Origin of the sequence: Streptomyces tubbatahanensis, from assembly GCF_022699385.1 — a bacterium.
Taxonomy (GTDB): Bacteria; Actinomycetota; Actinomycetes; order Streptomycetales; family Streptomycetaceae; genus Streptomyces; species Streptomyces diacarni.
Genome location: NZ_CP093846.1, coordinates 5905395 through 5924201, shown reverse-complemented (window position 1 = coordinate 5924201; position 18807 = coordinate 5905395). Strand labels below are relative to the sequence as shown.

The 18807-nt window shown below is 71.4% G+C and carries 16 protein-coding genes; 4 read left to right on the top strand and 12 right to left on the bottom strand.

Annotated features, from left to right (window positions below; genetic code table 11):
- The first annotated feature begins 30 nt into the window (after window positions 1–30).
- A complete protein-coding gene (locus MMF93_RS25550) occupies window positions 31–1260 on the top strand; it encodes a geranylgeranyl reductase family protein (RefSeq protein ID WP_242755141.1) in 1230 nt (409 codons plus the stop codon).
- Window positions 1261–1291: 31 nt separating this feature from the next.
- Here the strand turns inward: MMF93_RS25550 and MMF93_RS25545 are convergent, their stop codons facing one another.
- From MMF93_RS25545 to MMF93_RS25525, 5 genes are all read right to left on the bottom strand, one after another.
- Window positions 1292–1549 (bottom strand): hypothetical protein, encoded by a 258-nt coding sequence (locus MMF93_RS25545; protein ID WP_242755139.1) that lies wholly within the window; start codon window positions 1547–1549, stop codon window positions 1292–1294.
- Window positions 1550–1734: 185 nt separating this feature from the next.
- Entirely contained in the window at window positions 1735–3885 is a 2151-nt protein-coding gene (locus tag MMF93_RS25540) for an MMPL family transporter (RefSeq protein WP_242755136.1), read from the bottom strand.
- Between the two features lie 244 nt (window positions 3886–4129).
- Complete coding sequence (locus MMF93_RS25535) at window positions 4130–4792, bottom strand: DedA family protein (protein WP_242755134.1); 663 nt, start codon at window positions 4790–4792, stop codon at window positions 4130–4132.
- 216 nt (window positions 4793–5008) lie between these two features.
- On the bottom strand, window positions 5009–6001 hold the full coding sequence (locus MMF93_RS25530; protein WP_242755131.1) for an SDR family NAD(P)-dependent oxidoreductase: 993 nt from the start codon (window positions 5999–6001) through the stop codon (window positions 5009–5011).
- A 246-nt stretch (window positions 6002–6247) separates the two neighbouring features.
- Window positions 6248–7249 carry an alpha/beta hydrolase family protein gene (locus MMF93_RS25525; RefSeq protein WP_242755129.1) on the bottom strand — a complete coding sequence of 334 codons (1002 nt, stop codon included), beginning with the start codon at window positions 7247–7249 and terminating at the stop codon, window positions 6248–6250.
- Between the two features lie 238 nt (window positions 7250–7487).
- On the opposite strand from MMF93_RS25525, the gene MMF93_RS25520 reads away from it, so the two are divergent.
- On the top strand, window positions 7488–8042 hold the full coding sequence (locus MMF93_RS25520; RefSeq protein ID WP_242757772.1) for a TetR/AcrR family transcriptional regulator: 555 nt from the start codon (window positions 7488–7490) through the stop codon (window positions 8040–8042).
- Between the two features lie 464 nt (window positions 8043–8506).
- Here the strand turns inward: MMF93_RS25520 and MMF93_RS25515 are convergent, their stop codons facing one another.
- The 3 genes from MMF93_RS25515 to MMF93_RS25505 all read right to left on the bottom strand — a co-directional run bounded on the left by MMF93_RS25515 (window position 8507) and on the right by MMF93_RS25505 (window position 12543).
- Window positions 8507–8872: a type II toxin-antitoxin system death-on-curing family toxin gene (locus tag MMF93_RS25515; RefSeq protein WP_242755127.1), complete on the bottom strand. Its 366-nt coding sequence runs from the start codon at window positions 8870–8872 to the stop codon at window positions 8507–8509.
- 139 nt (window positions 8873–9011) lie between these two features.
- Window positions 9012–10367 (bottom strand): class I SAM-dependent RNA methyltransferase, encoded by a 1356-nt coding sequence (locus MMF93_RS25510; protein WP_242755125.1) that lies wholly within the window; start codon window positions 10365–10367, stop codon window positions 9012–9014.
- Between the two features lie 85 nt (window positions 10368–10452).
- Window positions 10453–12543, bottom strand: coding sequence for an APC family permease (locus MMF93_RS25505; protein ID WP_242755123.1), 2091 nt, complete (start codon window positions 12541–12543; stop codon window positions 10453–10455).
- Window positions 12544–12612: 69 nt separating this feature from the next.
- Here MMF93_RS25505 and MMF93_RS25500 point away from each other — a divergent pair, with 69 nt between their 5' ends.
- Both MMF93_RS25500 and MMF93_RS25495 read left to right on the top strand, forming a co-directional pair.
- Window positions 12613–13272 carry a potassium channel family protein gene (locus MMF93_RS25500; protein ID WP_242755121.1) on the top strand — a complete coding sequence of 220 codons (660 nt, stop codon included), beginning with the start codon at window positions 12613–12615 and terminating at the stop codon, window positions 13270–13272.
- A gap of 25 nt (window positions 13273–13297) precedes the next feature.
- Window positions 13298–13960: a potassium channel family protein gene (locus tag MMF93_RS25495; protein WP_114019394.1), complete on the top strand. Its 663-nt coding sequence runs from the start codon at window positions 13298–13300 to the stop codon at window positions 13958–13960.
- 93 nt (window positions 13961–14053) lie between these two features.
- Here the strand turns inward: MMF93_RS25495 and MMF93_RS25490 are convergent, their stop codons facing one another.
- Genes MMF93_RS25490 through MMF93_RS25475 form a run of 4 tightly spaced genes read right to left on the bottom strand, consistent with a single transcriptional unit; the run spans window position 14054 to window position 18762 of the window.
- Window positions 14054–14896 (bottom strand): DUF3159 domain-containing protein, encoded by an 843-nt coding sequence (locus tag MMF93_RS25490; RefSeq protein WP_423835522.1) that lies wholly within the window; start codon window positions 14894–14896, stop codon window positions 14054–14056.
- Window positions 14897–14899: 3 nt separating this feature from the next.
- Window positions 14900–15304: an OB-fold nucleic acid binding domain-containing protein gene (locus MMF93_RS25485; protein ID WP_114019981.1), complete on the bottom strand. Its 405-nt coding sequence runs from the start codon at window positions 15302–15304 to the stop codon at window positions 14900–14902.
- A gap of 30 nt (window positions 15305–15334) precedes the next feature.
- The gene (locus MMF93_RS25480; protein WP_114019397.1) at window positions 15335–16021 is read right to left on the bottom strand and encodes a response regulator; all 687 of its coding nucleotides are present in this window, start codon (window positions 16019–16021) and stop codon (window positions 15335–15337) included.
- Window positions 16022–16053: 32 nt separating this feature from the next.
- Window positions 16054–18762, bottom strand: coding sequence for a sensor histidine kinase (locus tag MMF93_RS25475; RefSeq protein WP_242755119.1), 2709 nt, complete (start codon window positions 18760–18762; stop codon window positions 16054–16056).
- Window positions 18763–18807: the final 45 nt, after the last annotated feature.

Sequence of the window (18807 nt, the reverse complement as noted above, 5' to 3'; positions counted from 1 at the left end):
TCCCCCTCCACCACCGCGAGGTGACCTGGCATGCCCCCTCCCACCACCCCCGCCCGCACATCAGGGTCCGGCACCGGAACCAGTTCCTGGGACGTCATCGTCGTCGGTGCGGGACCGGCCGGTGCCACCGCCGCCCGCGTCGCCGCGGCGAGCGGTTGCGCGACGCTGCTGCTGGAGCGGGCCGCCGTCCCCCGCTACAAGACCTGCGGCGGCGGCCTCATCGGAGCCTCCCTCGCCGCCCTGCCGGCCGGTCTGCCGCTGCGGGTGTACGACACAGCCGGGCACTTCACCTTCGCCCTCAACGGCCGCGCGGAGCGCACACTCGCCTCCCGGGCCCCGACCATCGCCATGGTCTACCGCAGCGAACTCGACGCGGCTCTGACCGAGGCAGCCGCCGCGGCGGGCGCGGAAGTGCGCGACAGCACCGCGCTGACGGCGCTGGAGGAGGAGGACGGCACCGTCACGGTGCGGACGAACCACGGCGAAACCCTCCGCGCCCGCGCCGTCGTCGGCGCGGACGGCAGTGCCAGCAGGGTCGCCCGGTACGTGGGGGTGCAGTGCGCGCAGGTCGACCTCGCGCTGGAGGCCGAAGTGCCCGTCGACGCACGGACAGCCGACCGCTGGCAAGGCCGCCTCCTGATGGAGTGGGGGCCGCTGCCGGGCTCCTTCGGCTGGGTCTTCCCCAAAGGCGACGTCTGCACCGCCGGCGTGGTGGCCGCCCGCGGCAACCCCGCGGCGCTTCGCGCCTACAAGAAGGACTTCCTCTCCCGCCACGGTCTGCTCGGCCCCCGCCCCCTCCACGACACCGGCCACCTGACCCGGTGCCGCCGCCCCGACTCCCCGCTGGCCCGCGGGCGCGTACTGGTCGCCGGTGACGCCGCGGCCCTCGTCGACCACTGGTCACGCGAGGGCATCTCCTACGCGCTGCGCTCCGGGCAGCTGGCGGGGCACGCCGCCACGCGCCTGGTCACCGCCGCGGAGGCGGAGGCGGCCGAGACCGCCGACCGCTACGGGCGGCAGGTCGAGGAGACCCTCGGCGCCGAGATGCGCGCCAGCAGGTCGCTGATGGACCTGTTCGCCCACAATCCGGGGCTCGTCCACACGGCACTGACCCGCGTCCCCGCGGCATTTCGTCGCCTCGACGCCTACATCGCGGGGCGCACCAGCGTCGCCGGCATCATGGCCACCCCCTTCGCACGCTCCGCCACCGCGCTCGCCACCCGGCTCCCGCTCAGGGCCGCCAGAGCGCTCGCGCGGTGAGCCGCCGCGAAGCTCGCGGGCCCGGCGCCCCTCAGCGCGGCACCTCGTCGAGCATGCCGCGCTTCTTGGCCTCGGGCACGCACGCGGCCGGTATCGTGTCCGCCGCCAGGTAGTCGGCGTACTCGCGCTCACCGCTCTGGACGCGGTCCAGGAGCCGGGCGCAGTCCCGGTCCGCACGGCCGGAGTCGCCCTCCTCGTCCGAGGTCTGGGAGATCCGCACACCTCCGGCGAAGGCCGCCGCGGCCGCAGCCGCCACGGCGCCGCCTACCGCCACCCGTCTCCACTTCATGCGCAGACCGTACCGCTGGGACCTCGCACACGGATCGGACCGCGGGCGCCGCCCCCGTCGCCTGGGCTTCGATGGCGGGCGCCTGCCCGCATGCGCGCCGACGGCCGGTGCCGCCCCTGGGTAGGGGTTCGCTGACTCGTGAGGTACGCGGGGTGCGGACGTGCCGCACGTGCGCAGGACATCCCTTACCGAGCCGAACGGTGCCGTGGGGCCCGGGTCTTGCCCGGCCACCAGTTCCAGCGGCCCAGCACGGTCATCAGCGCGGGCAGCACGTAGATGCGGATGACCACGGCGTCCAGCAGGATGGCCGCCGCGAGTCCCACGCCCAGTTGCTTGAACTCGACCATGCTCAGCGTCCCGAAGATCGCGAACACCCCGACCATGACGAGCGCGGCGCTGGTCACGACACCCGCCGAGCGGGTGATGCCCGCGCGGACGGCGTCCTTGACGGTGGCGCCTTCCAGCGCGGCCTCGCGGATCCTGCTGACCACGAAGACGTGGTAGTCCATCGACAGCCCGAACAGCACCACGAACAAGAAGAGCGGCAGCCACGAGACGACCGCACCCGAGCTGGTGAAGTCGAGAACACCCTCCGCCCAGGTGTCCTGGAAGACGGCGACCAGCACACCGAACGCGGCCGCTGCGGAGAGCAGGTTGAGCAGAATCGCGGAGAGCGCTATGAGGGGCGCACGGAAGATCAGGACCATGGTGACGAAGGTCAACAGCAGAACGAAGCCCACCACCCAGGGCATGCGCTCCTCAAGGTGTCCGGTGAAGTCCACGCCCTGCGCCACCTTGCCGCCGACCGCGCTCTCGGCGCCCGGCACCCCGGCCATGGCCTGCGGCACCCAGTCGCGCAGCAGGTCCAGGGACGCGCGGGCCCCTTCGCTCCTGGGCTGGTGCGGTGTTCCCACATCCACGGTGTGCACCTGGTGGTCCGCCGACTCCCTGATCCTCGGTGTCGCGTCGTGTGCGAACGACGCGTCGTCCGCGGTGCGTTCCAGCAGCCCCTTCAGCGCCGTCTCCACCTCGTCTGCCCGGTCGGCGGGCGCCCGGACGGCGACCTGGTGCACGGTGCCCTTGCTGGGGAAGGCCTCGGTGAGCCGGTCCATCGCCCGTACCACGGGGATGTCGCGGGACAGGTCGTCGGAGCCCGGCTGCTTGAGCTTCATGTCGAGGGCCGGCGCGGCCAGCAACAGCAGGGCGCCCACGGACGCCACCAGGGTGACGACCGGCTTGGACAGCGCAGGACGCAGCAGCGCGGGCCACACCCGTGACGTTCCGGAGCGCATGGTCAGCCGCCACAGGAGAGGCACCTTCGGCTTGTCGACCCAGCGCCCCAACGTGGCGAGCAGGGCGGGCAGCACGGTCAGCGAGGCCGGCACGGCGACGGCCACGACGAGGATCGAGCCGGTCGCCAGGGAGGTGAAGGTCGCCTCGTTGGCCAGGTAGAGGCCGGCCATCGCCACGATCACCGTGGTGCCGGACACCACGACGGTGTGCCCGGACGTCGCCGCGGCGACTGCGATCGCGCCGATGGGGGACTTCCCCGTGCGCCGCTCCTCGCGCTCGCGTTTGAGGTAGAAGAGCGAGTAGTCCACGCCGACGGCCATGCCCATCAGCAGGATGACGTTGCTGACCGCGCTGGTTTCGGGCAGCGCGTGGGAGAGGAGGGTGGACAGTCCGATGGCGGCGCCGACGCACGAGAGGGCCAAAAGGACGGGCACACCCGCCGCGATGACCGCTCCGAAGACCACGAGGAGGACCAGCAGGGTCAGCGGAAGGCTGATCAGTTCGGCCTTCTCGAAGTCCTCACCGAGCGTCTCCGAGAGCCCCTTGGCCGTCGAGCCCGTGCCCACCTCGTCGATCCGCAGCCCCTCGTGGGCGTCCTGCACCGCCGCGCTGACGTCGAGCAGCGGCTGCACACGCCGGTCGGCGTTCTCCGCGTCGCCCTTCATGGTGACAGGGATCAGCAGCGCCTTGCCGTGGGGCGCGGTGACCGGGTCACCGACGCTCTGCACCTCCTCCAGCGCCTCCATCCGCGCGCCGAGGTCCGCCGCCACCGCACGGCCGGCCGACGGCTCCAGCTTCCCGCCGTCCTCGGCGGTGACCAGCACGTTCTCCTCGGCCTTCACGGGGAAACCACCGGAGTGCACGATCCTGCCGGCCCGGCCCGACTCGCGGACCCCGGACTCCTCGTCGCTGATCGCGTTCGTGCCTGCCGCTCCCCCGAGAAGGAGGCACCCGGCGACGAACACGGCCCACAGGCCGATGGCGGACCACGGGTGCGTGGCACTCCACCGCGCAATCCGTACCGTTGCCGGCTTCTTTCGCACCCTGCTTCCTTCCCTTGAGCGGCTGAGAGTGGTCACGTCCACCCGCCCTCCCCCGTACGGTCGTCGGGAGCGGTCTGCGGCACGGCCGGGACACCGGCGTTCGGCCCGCGCGGATGCGGGGCCGGTACGACGTGAGCCGTGCCTGCGGTCGCGCAGTGAGCCGTGCCTGCGGTCGCACCGTGAGCGGCGCCGGAGGTCACAGCGGGGACGGTGCCCGCGGTCACAGCGGGGGCGATGCCCGCGGTCACGGCGTACGGCGGTGCCGGGCGGTGCCGCGCGAGCGCAGCCGGACCACGACGTAGCAGACCAGGGCGGCGACGACCAGGGCCAGGACACCGTTGCTGAGCACGCCGACGTAGTCCCCGACGGTGTCCCACTGCTCGCCGAGCCAGTAACCGGACATGACCAGTACGGCGTTCCACAGCAGGCTGCCCAGGGCGGTCAGTACGAGAAAGGTCGGCAGAGGCATGCGCTCGACGCCCGCCGGCACGGAGATCAGACTGCGGAAGATCGGCACCATGCGGCCGAGGAGGACGGCCTTGGTGCCGTGCTTGGCAAACCACGCCTCCGTCCGCTCCAGGTCGGACGCTTTGACCAACGGCAGCCGCGCCCAGAGCGCGTGCATGCGCGCACGGCCGAACAGCGCGCCTATCCAGTAGAGGACCGTGGCACCCACCACGGAGCCGAGAGTGGTCCAGAACAGGGCCGCGAAGACAGTGACGACACCCTGCCCCGCGGCGAAGCCGGTCAGCGGCAGGATGATCTCGCTGGGCAGCGGCGGGAAGAGGTTCTCCGCAGCGACGGCGAGGCCGGCGCCGGGCGCGCCCATGGCATCCACCAGGTCGGCTGCCCAGCCCGCGATGCCGCCGGCGGGCTCCCGTGGCAACGCGAGGGTGACGTGGTCCATTCGAAGTCTCCAGGTACGAAGCGCTCGCCGCGGGCCGGTGCCGCGGTTCGATGACCACGCTAGAAATCGCAGCTCAGCGCCGGTATGCGGAGAACCGTTGAGCGTGTACGGCTTCCCTCACGCCGGGACCCTGCGGTTTTCCGCAGGGTCCCGGCGTGAGGGTGGAGCTCCCGGGGTCGTCGGGCCCCGGCACCCGGGGCCCGACGTGTGGCACCGTCAGAAGTCGAGCAGCCGCTCGCTGAGTTCCCAGAGCCGGAGAGCGTTCCGAGGGTCGAGCGAGTGTGATGCCGCGTCCGCCGGGATGCTGTCCGCCGTCAGCGGCCGGTGCTCGTCGTCCAGCGGCGCCACGTCGCTGTCCTTCAGGTAGACGCCGCCGATGTCCGCGAGAAGTGGGCTCACGGCGCCGAACACGATGGTCGCCGCGCCTTGCTGCACCGTCTTCTTCCCGACCACCGGGTCGATGACCGCCCTGCCGTCCTCGTCGACCAGCCCGGCGGCGCGCAACCCCTCCGTTCCGGCCGCGCTGTTGAGCGCCGTACCCACCACCACACCGGGGTGGGCCGCGTAGCCGCGAATGCCGTCCTGTGCCCAGCGGCGGTCGAGCTCGACCGCGAAGAGGACGTTGGCGGCCTTGGACTGGGCGTACGCCGGCAGCGGAGCATAGTCACCGGAGTCGAAGTGCGGGTCGTCCCAGCGGATGCCGGAGATGCGGTGCGCGCCGGAGGTGACGTTGACCACCCGGGCGCCGTGGGCCGCTCGCAGAGCGGGCAGCAACGCACGGGTGAGCTGGAAATGGCCGAGGTGGTTGACCGCGAACTGCAACTCGTGGCCGCGCGCGTTGACTTCCCTCGCTTCGGGAGCCGCCACGCCCGCGCAATTGACGAGGATGTGCAGGGGCCGTGCCGACTCGTTCCACCGGTCGCCGAACGCGGCGACCGAGCCGGGATCGGCCAGGTCGAGCCGGCTGATCTCGACGCCGTCGACTCCGGCCACGGCCGCACCAGCACGCTCCGGGTCGCGGGAACCGACGGTCACGGAGGCGCCGCGGGCCGACAGGGCACGCGTGACTTCGCGCCCGATGCCCGCGTGCCCAGCGGTGACGATGACGTTCTGGCCGCTCAGATCCGTACCGGCGAGGACCTCGTCGGCTGTCGACGCCGGTGTGAACCCGGACCCGAGGGGCTTTTGCTGAGGGTGTGTCATTGTCATGCGGTATGTCCTCTCGTCAGGAGGCAACAGCCGCGAGGCGGCACCCGTGCCGAGCCGGCCGAGCCGCGCCGTGCCGTGCCGTGCCGTGCCGAGTACGCCTTGCCGATGCCCGGGAAGGGGCACGCCCCGCTGATGCCGGGAAGGGCTGGTTGCCGATGTGGGGAAGCGCTGGCTGCCGATATGGGAAACGCTGGTCGTCGATGCGGGGAAGCGCTGGTCGTCGATGCGGGGTAGCGCTGTCGGCTGCTACTTGGTCTCGACGCGCCCGACCGCGTCAGGACCTGTCGTCAACTCGCTGCGGGCCCGCTGCCAGGCGCCCTCGTCACGGCCGAATCGCGCGCGCAGGTAGGCCGCGGTGAGCTGGGCGATCGCTGCGACGTGTACCGGGTTCTCGTCCGACAGTTGCGCACTCTCGGCCGCGTCGTACCCCTGTATTCCGCCGAGCAGATGTCCCGCGCCGAAGACGGTGAACAGGGTCTTGGCACCGGGGGCGAGGTGGTAGGGGTCGTGGTACCAGGCCGGGCCCATGTCCGTGAAGTGCTGGGGGTCGTCCTGGTCGCCGGCCACGACCAGCGCCGGCTGGGTCATCGTGGAGAAGTCGATGGTGCGGAAGGGCCGCACCTGGTCGGCCATCGGCCCGTTGAGAGTGTCACCGCCCCGGCCGGGCGCGGCGAAAAGGATCCCCTCCTTGATGCGCGGTTCGAGGTAGCTCACCCGCTCCCCTGAGTCGGGGTCGGTGATCCCCGCGCCCAGCAGGACCTCGGCCGTCGCGCCGCCCAGGGAGTGTCCGGCGACGGCGACGTCCTCGCGACTGAGGCGCCCGTCGAGCAGCGGCACGGTCTTCTCGACCTCGTCGAGGCGGTCGAGGATGTGGATCATGTCCTCGGCGCGCGAGCGCCAGAACAGCGGTGCCCCTGGGGTGGTCTCCCACAGGTGACTGAGCCGCCGGGAGCTGAGGTGGGTGGGCTGGATGACGACGAACCCGGCCGCCGCCCAGCGCTGGACGATCGGCATGTAGCCGTCCTCCGAGGAGAGGCTGAGGGAGCCTCCGTGGCCGTGCGAGAGCAGGATGACGGGCAGGTCGTCCCCGGCCACGGGCGCGGTGACCCGCAACGTCAGGTCCGCGGGGCGCCCGGGCACCTGGAGTACCACGGGGCTGTAGGACAGGGACGGGGCGCTCTCGGCTGCGGTTTCGCCTGCGGGGGCGCCGGCGGTCTGGCGGGCGGGTGAGGTGATCGGTGCGGGCATGATGCGTCGGTCCTTTCGTTGGGCGATGCGCTGCGATGCGATGTGCGGGCGGCCGTGGAGCGGCACGGTGAGTGTCCGGTTGTCGCCGTGCGACAACCGGAACAGCGCTCCATTTACTTTACGGAGCACTGTTCCACTTAGCAAGCGGAGTAATGTTCCGCCTGGGTTCGCATCCGAAGGGAAGGAGAGTGCGGTGCCCACCACCGAGGAGTCAGACGAGCGGCCGGCCCCCCGGCGCATGCGAGCCGACGCCCAGCGCAACCAGGAGAAACTGCTTGCCGCCGCGGCCGAGGTGTTCGCGGGTGCGGGTGTCGACGCACCGATCCGCCAGATCGCGGCCAAGGCGGGCATGGGGGTGGGAACGATCTACCGGCACTTCCCGACCCGCTCCGATCTTGTCGTGGCCGTCTTCCACCACCAGATCGAGGAATGCGCCCAGGCCGGACCGAGGCTCCTCGCCGAGACCGACTCCCCGTTCGCCGCGCTGCACCGGTGGACCGACCTGTTCGTCGACCTCCTGGTCACCAAGCACGGCCTGGCCCAGGCACTGCAGTCCGACAGCAGCCGCTTCGCCCCCCTGCACGCCTACTTCCTCGACCGCCTGCTCCCCGTCGCCACGCAACTGCTCGACGCCGCCGCCGAGGCCGACGAGATCCAGCCCGGAACGCACCCCTACGCACTGCTGCGGGGCATCGGCAACCTCTGCATCGGACACGACGACGACCCCCGCTACGACCCCCGCCGACTGATCGCTCTCCTACTCCAGGGACTACGACGTCCCGCACTCACCTGAGACCGGGGCACCCGCCGTCAACGACAGTCCTGATGGAGCGCGTGAGTCGGTTCCGCTGGACAGCCGGGTGATGCGCGAAGAGGCACACAACCGCCTGCCGATCGAGAGTGGCGCTGCCGGAACACGCCTCACACCCGGGCAGCGCCGCTCCCTGTGCGGCCCGGCGCTCGCACCGGCTACCGCCGACACGCATCTGCACTGATGCAGCGGCAGGGGAAATGACTGGCGGACCGTGGTCCTTGGCGCCCGGTAGGAACGGCCGGTCACGCGTCGTGCCCCTGGTTCACGAGCGTGTCCAGCGATACCACGCCCCTGGTATGAGGTCTCCCGAGGAGCCTGCCGGCATACGTATCAGCCCGCTGAACAGACACCCCACAGACGGGGCCACTCCGCCCGGCGGAGTGCGAAAAGTCAGCGCCGCACGACGGAGCCTCGTGCGGCCCCGGACCTCACGACATCGGACGTCAGGAAACTGGGAACCTGATCGACAGCCACTTGGCGATGGCCGGCACGTCGATGTTGTCCTGCGCGACGTCCTCGACGAACGGGCCGGCACCGGAGACGGGCGGCGGCACGGTACCGGCGCTGACGCCGTTGAACCGCAGGAAGACGCGCATGGCAAGCCAGGCCGTGCGCTTGTTGCCGTCGATCAGCGCGCGATTGCGGGCGACGGAGTGCAGCAGCGCTGCCGCCTTCTCGTGCAGCGTGGGATACAACTCGGCTCCAAACACATTTGCCCGGGGCCGCTCGAGCGCCGACACCAGAAGGCCCATGTCACGCACGCCGTACTCGGTGCTGTCGACCGTGCGGGCGATGGCCAGGATCGCCATACGCAGGCGGTACCTAGCCGGTATCAATCACGCAGGCGGGCGTTCTCGACGCCCAGACCATGGGGGCCGGGGTGGTCACTCGCACCGCTACGCAGAGGGAAACAGGTCGAGCAACCCACCCGGACAACAAAACCGCAGGTCAGGTACCCTTCCCCGCCGGCTCCAGAATCGCCACGCACTCCACGTGCTGGGTCATCGGGAACAGGTCGAACGCTCTCAGGAAGCGGGGGCGGTAGCCCGTGGTGGAGAAGTAGGCGAGGTCGCGGGCCAGGGCCGCGGGGTCGCAGGCGACGTAGGCGATGCGGCGGGGGGTGAGGGAGGCGATGCGTTCGACGAGGGATTTGCCGGCGCCGGCGCGGGGTGGGTCGAGGACGACGAGGTCGGCCTCGGTGATGCCGGTGCGGGGCAGCACCTTGTCGACCTTGCCGTGCTCGACGCGGACGCGCGGGAAGTCGGCGAGGTTCTTGCGGGCGTCGGCGACCGCGCGTTTGCCGGACTCGATGCCGAGTACGGCCCCGCGTTCGCCGACGCGGTCGGCGAGCGCGCCGGCGAACAGGCCGACGCCGCAGTACAGGTCGAGGGCCATCTCGCCCTTGCGGGGGGTGAGGCCGCGCATCACGGCGTCGACGAGGAGGTCGGCGGCCTGCGGGTGCACCTGCCAGAAACCGCCCTCGCCGACGCGCCAGGTGCGCTCGTCGGCGCGTTCGCGGACGAAGTCGCGGCCGTGTACGCGGTGGACGGCGCGGTCCTTCTCGCCGACGCGGAGGACGGAGACCTCGCGGTCGAGTTCGACCAGCGGGAGGCGTGCGCCGGGGCGTGGGGTGAGGACGACCTGGCGGTCGGCGGATCCGGTGGCGGCGATGGCGTCGACGGAGGCGAGGGCGGGCCACTCGCGGGCCTCGATGCCCAGTTCGTCGACGCCGGGGGCCGCGATCAGGCAGTGGTCGATGCGCTGCACTTCGTGCGAGCGGTGTTTGAGCAGCCCGGGGTGGCCGTCGGCGTCGATGGTGTAGTGCACGCGGGTGCGCCAGGCGGGGACCTCGCCGGGGGCGACCTTGTCGCCGGGGGCCGGTTCGACGGTGCCGTCCCAGGAGACGTCCTCGGGGGTCAGGCCGGCCAGCCGCTGGAGTTGTTCGGTCAGCACGTCGGCCTTGAGGCGTCGCTGCGCGCCCGGCTTGACGTGCTGCCAGTCGCAGCCGCCGCAGCGTCCTGGGCCCGAGAAGGGGCAGGGGGCCTCGATGCGGTCCTTGGCCGGTTCGAGGATCCGCACCGCGTCCGCCCGCAGGAAGCGGGAGTCGGTACGCCCCTCGGTCACCTGTGCGACGACCCGCTCGCCCGGCAGTGTGTGCCGGACGAAGAGCACCTGACCGCCCTCCGTGCGGGCGACGCAGTGGCCGCCGTGTGCCACCGGGCCGACCTCGACCTCGTACTCCTCCCCCACCAGGGAGGGAGCTACGTGCTCGGACGCGCTGTCGGACGCGCTGGTTTCGGGCATGAGGGGGTGACTCCACAGACGTCGGGTTCGCCTCTGGCGGGCGAGGTGAGCGGGAGGCACGCCGCCTGCGCCGCAGCCGCCGAGTCTACTTGCCGCGCTGCCGCGTCAGACTCCCCGCACTGCCCCCGGGGCCGCCGCCGTCCCTGCCGGACTTCCTGGGCGGGATCACCGGGCCGCGCCGCACCGCGCCCGGGGCGTTCCACTGTTCGCGCCTGCGGGCCCGCTTCTTCGCGAGCTCGGAGGACTCCAGCTGGTAGGGGACGGAGGTCACCATCACGCCGGGGGTGAACAGCAGCCTGCCCTTGAGCCGCAGTGCGCTCTGGTTGTGGAGCAGGTGTTCGTACCAGTGGCCGACCACGTACTCGGGGATGAAGACGCTGACGACGTCGCGGGGCTGTTCCTGGCGGAGGCGTTTGACGTAGTCGATGACGGGGCGCGAGATCTCGCGGTAGGGCGAGTCGAGGATGGTGAGCGGGATGTCGATGTCGCTGTCCTCCCACTCGCGGCGCAGCAGTTCCGTCTCGTCGTGGTCGACGTTGACGGTGACGGCCTCGAGGGTGTCGGAGCGCATCAGCTTGGCGTAGCGCAGGGCGCGCAGCGTGGGCCGGTGGATCTTGGAGACGAGTACGAACGAGTGGACGCGCGCGGGGCGCAGCTGCGGTTCGGCTGTCTCGTCGGCCGCCAGTTCCTCGGAGATCCGGTCGTAGTGGCGGCGGATGGCGGTCATCACGGCGAAGAAGAGGGCCATGCCCACCAGGGAGACCCAGGCGCCGTGGGTGAACTTGGTCACCAGCACCACCACGAGCACCAGTCCGGTCAGGAACGCGCCGAAGGCGTTGATGGCGCGGGAGCGGTGCATGTGGCGGCGGCGGGCCGGGTCGCTCTCGGTGGTCAGCAGCCGGTTCCAGTGCCGGACCATGCCGGTCTGGCTGAGGGTGAAGGAGACGAAGACGCCCACGATGTAGAGCTGAATCAGCCGGGTGGAGTCGGCCTCGTAGACCACCACGAGTATCGCGGCGGCTCCGGCCAGCAGCACGATGCCGTTGGAGAAGGCGAGCCGGTCGCCCCTGGTATGCAGCTGGCGCGGCAGGTAGCGGTCCTGGGCGAGGATCGAGCCGAGCAGCGGGAAGCCGTTGTAGGCGGTGTTGGCCGCCAGGAACAGCACCAGCGCGGTGGCGGCGGCGAGGAAGACGAAGGGGGCCGTTCCGTCGCCGAAGACCGCGGCCGCGACCTGGGAGATCACCGGGTTCTGGGTGTAGCCCTCGCCTGCCGGGTGCCCGTCGATCAGCAGGTCCTTGGCGGGGTTCTCCGCCATCTTCACGCCGGTGACCATGGCGAACGCGATGATGCCGCAGAACATGGTGACGGCGAGCCCGCCCATCAGGGCGAGGGTGGTCGCCGCGTTTCGCGACTTGGGCTTGCGGAACGCGGGCACGCCGTTGCTGATGGCCTCGACGCCGGTGAGCGCCGCGCAGCCGGAGGAGAAGGCGCGCAGCAGCAGGAACGCCAACGCGAACCCGGCGATGCCGTGCTGCTCGGTGTGGATCTCGTAGTCGGCCGTGGGGGCGCGCATGTCGTCGCCCAGCAGGACGCCGCGTACCAGGCCCCAGATGATCAGGGCGAAGACGCCGACGACGAAGCAGTAGGTGGGGATGGAGAAGAGCTTGCCTGACTCGCGTACGCCGCGCAGGTTCATCAGCGTCAGCAGCACGATGACCGCGACCGCGCAGAAGGTCTTGTGTTCGACGACGAAGGGGATGGCCGAGCCGAGGTTCTCCACCCCGGAGGAGATGGAGACGGCGACGGTCAGCACGTAGTCGACCAGCAGCGCGCTGGCGACGGTCAGACCCGCTCTGCGTCCGAGGTTGGTGGTCGCCACCTCGTAGTCGCCGCCGCCGCTGGGGTAGGCGCGGACGTTCTGCCGATAGGAGGCCACCACCGTGAACATCAGGACGACGACCGCCACGGCGATCCACGGGCTGAAGTGGTAGGCGGACACTCCCGCCACCGAGAGGACCAGCAGTACCTCGCCCGGGGCATAGGCGACCGAGGAGAGCGGGTCCGAGGCGAAGACGGGGAGGGCGACACGCTTGGGAAGCAGCGTCTCGCCGAGCCGGTCGCTGCGGAGCGCCCTCCCGAGCAGAAGTCGTTTCGGTACGTCGGTCATCCTGGACACGCAGAGGATCGTATGCGGTCGGTCGTGCGATGCTGAGACGGCCCGCTGTACGGGACGAAGGGACGGGCGTTGCACATTGTGATCATGGGCTGCGGACGCGTGGGAGCGGAGCTCGCGCAGACCCTGGAGCAACAGGGCCACACGGTGGCGGTCATCGACCGGGACCCCACCGCCTTCCGGCGCCTCGGCTCGGGCTTCGGCGGCCGCAGGGTCACCGGCATCGGCTTCGACCAGGACACCCTGCGAGAGGCCGGAATAGAGGAGGCCGGGGCCTTCGCCGCGGTCAGCAGCGGCGACAACTCCAACATCATCGCCGCTCGCGTCGCACGTGAGATGTTCGGCACAGACCATGTGGCCGCCCGCATCTACGACCCCCGGCGCGCGGAGGTCTACCAGCGTCTGGGCATCCCGACGGTGGCGACCGTGCGGTGGACCGCCGACCAGATGCTGCGCCGGCTGCTGCCCTCGGGCTCCGAGCCGCTGTGGCGGGACCCCAGCGGTGCGGTGCAGCTCGCCGAGGTGCACACCTCGCCTGCGTGGGTCGGCCAGCGGGTGAGCAAGCTCCAGGACGAGGCGGGGGTGCGTATCGCCTTTCTCACCCGCCTGGGTGAGGCCGTGTTGCCCACCTCCCAGACGGTGCTGCAGGAGGGCGACCTCGTGCATGTGATGATGCGCTGCGGGGACGTCGCCCGAGTCGAAGAAGTTTTTGCCGTAGGACCGGAATCGTGAGCGAAGCGAACAAGGGGAAAGCGGCATGAGGGTCGCTATTGCGGGGGCGGGCGCTGTCGGCCGGTCCATCGCGGGTGAGCTGCTGGAGAACGGGCACGAGGTCCTGCTGATCGACAAGGCGCCGACGGCGATCTCGGTCGAGCGGGTGCCCCAGGCCGAGTGGCTGCTGGCGGACGCGTGCGAGATCACCTCGCTCGACGAGGCCGCACTGGAGCGCTGTCACACGGTGATCGCCGCGACCGGCGACGACAAGGTGAATCTGGTCGTCTCGCTGCTGGCCAAGACGGAGTACGGCGTCCCGCGCGTCGTGGCCCGCGTCAACAACCCGAAGAACGAATGGCTGTTCAACGAGTCGTGGGGCGTGGACGTCGCCGTCTCGACGCCGCGCCTGATGTCGGCGCTCGTCGAGGAGGCCGTCAGCGTCGGCGATCTGGTGCGGCTGATGCGGTTCTCGCAGGGCGACGCCAACCTGGTCGAGCTGACGCTGCCGCCGGAGTCCACGCTGGCCGGCGTGCGGGTCGGTGACGTCAACTGGCCGGAGGACACGTCGCTGGTCACCATCATCAGGGGCAACCGGGTGCTCACCCCCGACCGGGACGACGCCCTGGAAGTGGGCGACGAACTCCTCTTCGTGGCCGCGCCCGCGCGCGAGGAGCAACTGGAGGAGCTGCTCTCGGCCCGCTCGTAGCGCGCCGGTGCCGGCACGACGCGAGAGCGCGTGCCTTCGCCCGTACGGCGAGAGGGCGCCCGCCGTACGGGGTGAGGCGGGGTCGGCGACCGGTCAGCGGCGGTGGCGGCCCGAAGTGCCGGCCTCGGCCGTGGCGGCCTTCGCCGCGGCCTTCTCGGCCTTGGCGGCCTCCTCCTCGGCCTCCATCTCGGCGATGACGTTGATCGGCGGGGGCGCCTTCGCCAGGAAGATCCAGGTGAGGTAGACGGCCAGCAGGAACGGCGGGATCTTCAGCACGACCGTGACCCAGCCGAACTGGGTGGTCTCGCCCCAGAAGTAGAGCGGGAAGAGCACGGCCGACTTGCCGAGGAGGATGAAGCCCCAGGCGTAGCTGGCCTTCGTGTAGGCCTTCTTGCGGCCGGGGTTGCGCTTGCGCCAGGAGAGGTTCTCCTTGAACACAGGACCGAGCACCAGCCCGAGCAGGGGCACGCCCGCCAGTGACGTGACGATGTAGCCGAGCGCCAGGCCGAGCGTGTAGAGCATGCCCGGCAGGTAGAAGTCCTTGGCGTTGCCGGTCATCATCGCGAAGAGCACGCCGAAGCCGACGCCGAAGATGCCGCTGAACGCGTGTTTGACGGTGTCCCTGCGCAGCAGCCGGACGACGACCATCACGCCGGAGATCACCAGCGCGGTGATGGCCGCGGTGTGGAGGTCCTTGTTCACCGTGAACATCGCGATGAACACCAGGCCGGGGACGGTCGTCTCGATCAGTCCCCGCACCCCGCCGAACGCCTCGAACAGCGCGGCCTCCGTCACGGCCTGCGAGCCGCCTTCGGCCTGCGGGGCGCCCTCTGCCCGCGAGGCACCTGCGTCGGCCGGCCGCTGGTCGTCGGTGCCGGTCGCGCCGGGCTCGACGGCCGGACCGGCCGCGTCCGTCTGCTTGTCGGGAGGGGTCACCCGCTACTCCTGTCCGAGTGGTCGCAGCTCGTACTTGGGGTTGAACATCACGGGACGGCCGTGGCTGGTGGTGATCCGTCCCCAGACGATCAGCTTGCGGCCCGGCTCGATGCCCGCGATGGAGCGGCGGCCCAGCCAGACGACGTCCAGTGGCGCCGAGCCGTCGAACAGCTCGGCCTCCAGCGTGGGCACCCCGGCGCGCGGCCGCAGAGTCACGGTGCGCAGCGTACCGGTCACCCGTACCATGTCGCGGTCGCTGCACTCGGCAATCCGCGTGCAGCCGGTGTCCTCGGCTTCCTCACGCAGTTCGGCGGAGCGCAGGTCCTCCTCGGAGGAGGAGAGCCGTTCCAGGAAACGCCGGAAGCGCCCGCTTCCCGTTCCCCGCTGCTCTCGGGTGGCGCCAGTCATAACCGCCAGGGTACCCGCCGGGAACCCCCGCTATTTCTCGAACCTGTACCCCATCCCCGCCTCCGTCACGAAGTGCCGCGGGTGCGCGGGGTCGGTCTCCAGTTTGCGGCGCAGCTGTGCCATGTAGACGCGCAGGTAGTTGGTCTCGGTGCCGTAGGAGGGGCCCCAGACCTCCCGCAGCAGCTGCTTCTGGCTCACGAGCCGGCCCGGGTTGCGGACCAGTGCCTCCAGCAGGTGCCACTCGGTGGGCGTGAGCCGCACGTCGCCGCCGTCGCGCCGCACCTTCTTCGCGGCCAGGTCCACCGTGAAGGTCTCGGTCTCGATGACGCCGGAGCCCTCGGGCATCCCGGCGGGCGGCTCGGATCTGCGCACGGCGGCCCGCAGCCGGGCCAGCAGCTCGTCCATGCCGAACGGCTTGGTGACGTAGTCGTCGGCGCCCGCGTCGAGCGCCTCGACCTTCTCGTCGCTGGTCTGGCGGGCGGACAGGACCAGGATCGGTATGCGGGTCCAGCCGCGGATGCCGCGGATGACGTCCACGCCGTCCATGTCGGGCAGGCCCAGGTCGAGGATGACGACGTCGGGGTGGCGGTCGGCGGCCATGCGCAGCGCGGTCGCGGCGTCGTGCGCGGCGTCCACCTCGTACTTGCGTGCCTTGAGGTTGATCACGAGGGCGCGGACGATCTGCGGCTCGTCGTCGACCACGAGCACCCGGTGCATGCTTGTTTCCTCTCGGTTTTCCGTTGTGGCGCTCAGAATCCGGAGCGCTGCGGCTGCTGCCGTGCCCCGGAGCGCGGGTGGTGGGGCGCTGTGCCGGAGCGCGGCGGCTGGAGCGGCGCACCGGGGCGCTGTGCGGGGTGGCCGGGCGCGGCGTGCGCGGGCGTGCGGGGGCGTGCGGGGGCGCGGCCGTGTGCCGCGCGGAGCGTGAGCACCATGGTCATCCCGCCGCCCGGGGTGTCCTCGGCTTCCAGGCTGCCGCCCATCGCCTCGGCGAAGCCGCGGGCCACGGCGAGGCCGAGGCCCACTCCCGCGCCACCAGGGGCGTCCCCGTAGCGCTGGAACGGCTCGAAGATGCGGTCCTTGTCGCTGTCGGGCACGCCCGGGCCGCGGTCGGTGACCCGTACCTCCACCCGGTCGGCCAGTGCGCTCGCCTTGATCAGCACCTTCTTGCCGTCGGGGCTGTACTTGACCGCGTTCTCCACCAGGTTGGCCACGGTCCGCTCCAGCAGCCCCGGATCGACGGCGACCAGCGGCAGCGCCTCGGCCACGGCAAGCCTGACGAAGCCCTCCGGAACGCCGCCCAGCGCCTTGGGGACGACCTCTTCGAGGCTGATGTCCTTGATGAGGGGGCGCACCGTGCCGGTGTGCAGGCGGGACATGTCCAGCAGGTTGCCGACGAGGTTGTCCAGCTTGTCGGCGCCCTCCTCGATGGCGCCCAGCAGCTCCGCCTCGTCCTCGTCGGACCACTGCACGTCGTCGGAGCGCAGCGAGGAGACGGACGCCTTGATGGCGGCCAGCGGGGTGCGCAGGTCGTGGCTGACGGCGGCCAGCAGCGCGGTGCGGATGCGGTTGCCCTCCGCCAGCTCGCGCGCCTGTTCGGCCTCGCCCAGCAGCCGCTGCCGGTCGAGGACGCCGACGGCCTGCGCGGCGAAGGCGGCGAGCACCCTGCGGTCCTCGGCCGGCAGCACCCGGCCTGAGAGCACGAGCATCATGTGGTCGCCGACCGGCATGTCCGTGTCGCCGTCCTCGGGGCCGGCCGGCGGCTCGCCGCCGGCGACCGCGCCGACACTGCCCGCGCACGTCCACGGTGCCCGCTCGTCGGCCCGCTCCAGCAGAGCCACGCAGTCCATGGCGAACGTCTCGCGCACCCTTTCCAGCAGCGCGTCCAGGCTCGGCCCTGGGCCGCCGTGCTCCTGCTGCGCCTCGCCGCGCAGGACGCTGCCCGCCAGCACGGAGAGGATCTCCGACTCGGCGCGCAGCCTGGCGGCCTGCTGGGTGCGGCGGGCCGCCAGGTCCACCACCGAGGCGACGGCGGCGGCCACGCCGAAGAAGACGGCCAGCGAGACGATGTTGCGGCCGCTGCTGATGGTCCAGGTGTGGACCGGATCGGTGAAGAAGTAGTTCAGCAGCGCCGAGCAGACCGCGGCCGAGACCAGCGCGGGCAACAGCCCGCCCACCATTCCCGCGGTCACCGTCAGCACGAGGAAGAGCAGGACGTCGTTGGCGAAGCCGACGTCCGGTTCGAAGGCCAGCATGAGGAGAGCCAGCAGTGCGGGGGCGCCGAACGCGGTCAGCCACCCCGCGACGACCCGGGCCCGGCCCAGCCGTGCCGCCCGCGCCACCGGCAGCCCCCGGCCCCTGGCGACCTCCTCGTGGGTGACGATGTGCACATCCAGGTCAGGACCCGAGTCCCGGGCCACGGTCGCGCCCACGCCGGGCCCGAAGACGTACTGCCAGGTCTTGCGGCGCGAGGAGCCGAGCACGATCTGGGTGGCGTTGACGCCCCGCGCGAACTCCAGCAGCGCCGGGGGGATGTCGTCCCCTATGACGTGGTGGTAGGTGCCGCCCAGGTCCTCGACGAGCGAGCGCTGGACGGCCAGCTCCTTGGGCGAGGCGGAGGTGAGGCCGTCGGCGCGGGAGATGTACACGGCCAGGATCTCGCTGCCCGAGCCCTTGGCCGCCATGCGGGCCGCGCGCCGGATGAGCGTGCGGCCCTCGGGCCCGCCTGTGAGGCCGACGACGATGCGTTCGCGGGCCTGCCAGGTGGAGCGTATGCGGTGCTCGGAGCGGTACTGCTGGAGGTACTCGTCGACCCGGTCGGCGGTCCACAGCAGCGCCAGTTCGCGCAGCGCGGTCAGGTTGCCGGGCCGGAAGTAGTTGGAGAGCGCGGCGTCGACCTTGTCCGGCGCGTAGACGTTGCCGTGCGCCATGCGGCGCCGCAGGGCCTGCGGCGACATGTCGACCAGCTCGATCTGGTCGGCGCGCCGCACCACCTCGTCGGGCACGGTCTCGCGCTGCCGCACCCCGGTGATCGACTCCACGACGTCTCCGAGGGACTCCAGGTGCTGGATGTTGACGGTGGAGACCACGTCGATACCGGCGGCCAGCAGCTCCTCGATGTCCTGCCAGCGCTTCGCGTTGCGGGACCCGGGCACGTTGGTGTGCGCCAGCTCGTCCACCACGGCCACGGCGGGCCGGCGGGCCAGCACCGCGTCCGTGTCCATCTCGGTGAGCTGGGCGTCACGGTGGGTCAGGGTGTGGCGCGGCACCTGTTCGAGGCCGTGCAGCAGCGCCTCGGTACGCGACCTGTCGTGGTGCTCGACGAATCCGACCACCACGTCCGTCCCCCGCTCCATGCGGCGGTGCGCCTCGGCCAGTACGGCGTAGGTCTTGCCGACCCCGGGCGCCGCCCCGAGAAAAACCCGCAGCTGACCCCGGTGCGGCTGGGCTCCCAACGACATGCCCCCATTGTCACCGCTGGCGCCGTCTTCCCCTCCTCCGCGCGT

Excerpts from the sequence above, each read along its gene's own strand:
- MMF93_RS25550 (WP_242755141.1), top strand. The coding sequence starts at position 31 with ATGCCCCCTCCCACCACCCCCGCCCGCACATCAGGGTCCGGCACCGGA.
- MMF93_RS25545 (WP_242755139.1), bottom strand. The coding sequence starts at position 1,549 with ATGAAGTGGAGACGGGTGGCGGTAGGCGGCGCCGTGGCGGCTGCGGCC.
- MMF93_RS25535 (WP_242755134.1), bottom strand. The coding sequence starts at position 4,792 with ATGGACCACGTCACCCTCGCGTTGCCACGGGAGCCCGCCGGCGGCATC.
- MMF93_RS25530 (WP_242755131.1), bottom strand. The coding sequence starts at position 6,001 with ATGACAATGACACACCCTCAGCAAAAGCCCCTCGGGTCCGGGTTCACA.
- MMF93_RS25525 (WP_242755129.1), bottom strand. The coding sequence starts at position 7,249 with ATGCCCGCACCGATCACCTCACCCGCCCGCCAGACCGCCGGCGCCCCC.
- MMF93_RS25520 (WP_242757772.1), top strand. The coding sequence starts at position 7,488 with ATGCGAGCCGACGCCCAGCGCAACCAGGAGAAACTGCTTGCCGCCGCG.
- MMF93_RS25515 (WP_242755127.1), bottom strand. The coding sequence starts at position 8,872 with ATGGCGATCCTGGCCATCGCCCGCACGGTCGACAGCACCGAGTACGGC.
- MMF93_RS25510 (WP_242755125.1), bottom strand. The coding sequence starts at position 10,367 with ATGCCCGAAACCAGCGCGTCCGACAGCGCGTCCGAGCACGTAGCTCCC.
- MMF93_RS25495 (WP_114019394.1), top strand. The coding sequence starts at position 13,298 with ATGAGGGTCGCTATTGCGGGGGCGGGCGCTGTCGGCCGGTCCATCGCG.
- MMF93_RS25485 (WP_114019981.1), bottom strand. The coding sequence starts at position 15,304 with ATGACTGGCGCCACCCGAGAGCAGCGGGGAACGGGAAGCGGGCGCTTC.
- MMF93_RS25480 (WP_114019397.1), bottom strand. The coding sequence starts at position 16,021 with ATGCACCGGGTGCTCGTGGTCGACGACGAGCCGCAGATCGTCCGCGCC.
- MMF93_RS25475 (WP_242755119.1), bottom strand. The coding sequence starts at position 18,762 with ATGTCGTTGGGAGCCCAGCCGCACCGGGGTCAGCTGCGGGTTTTTCTC.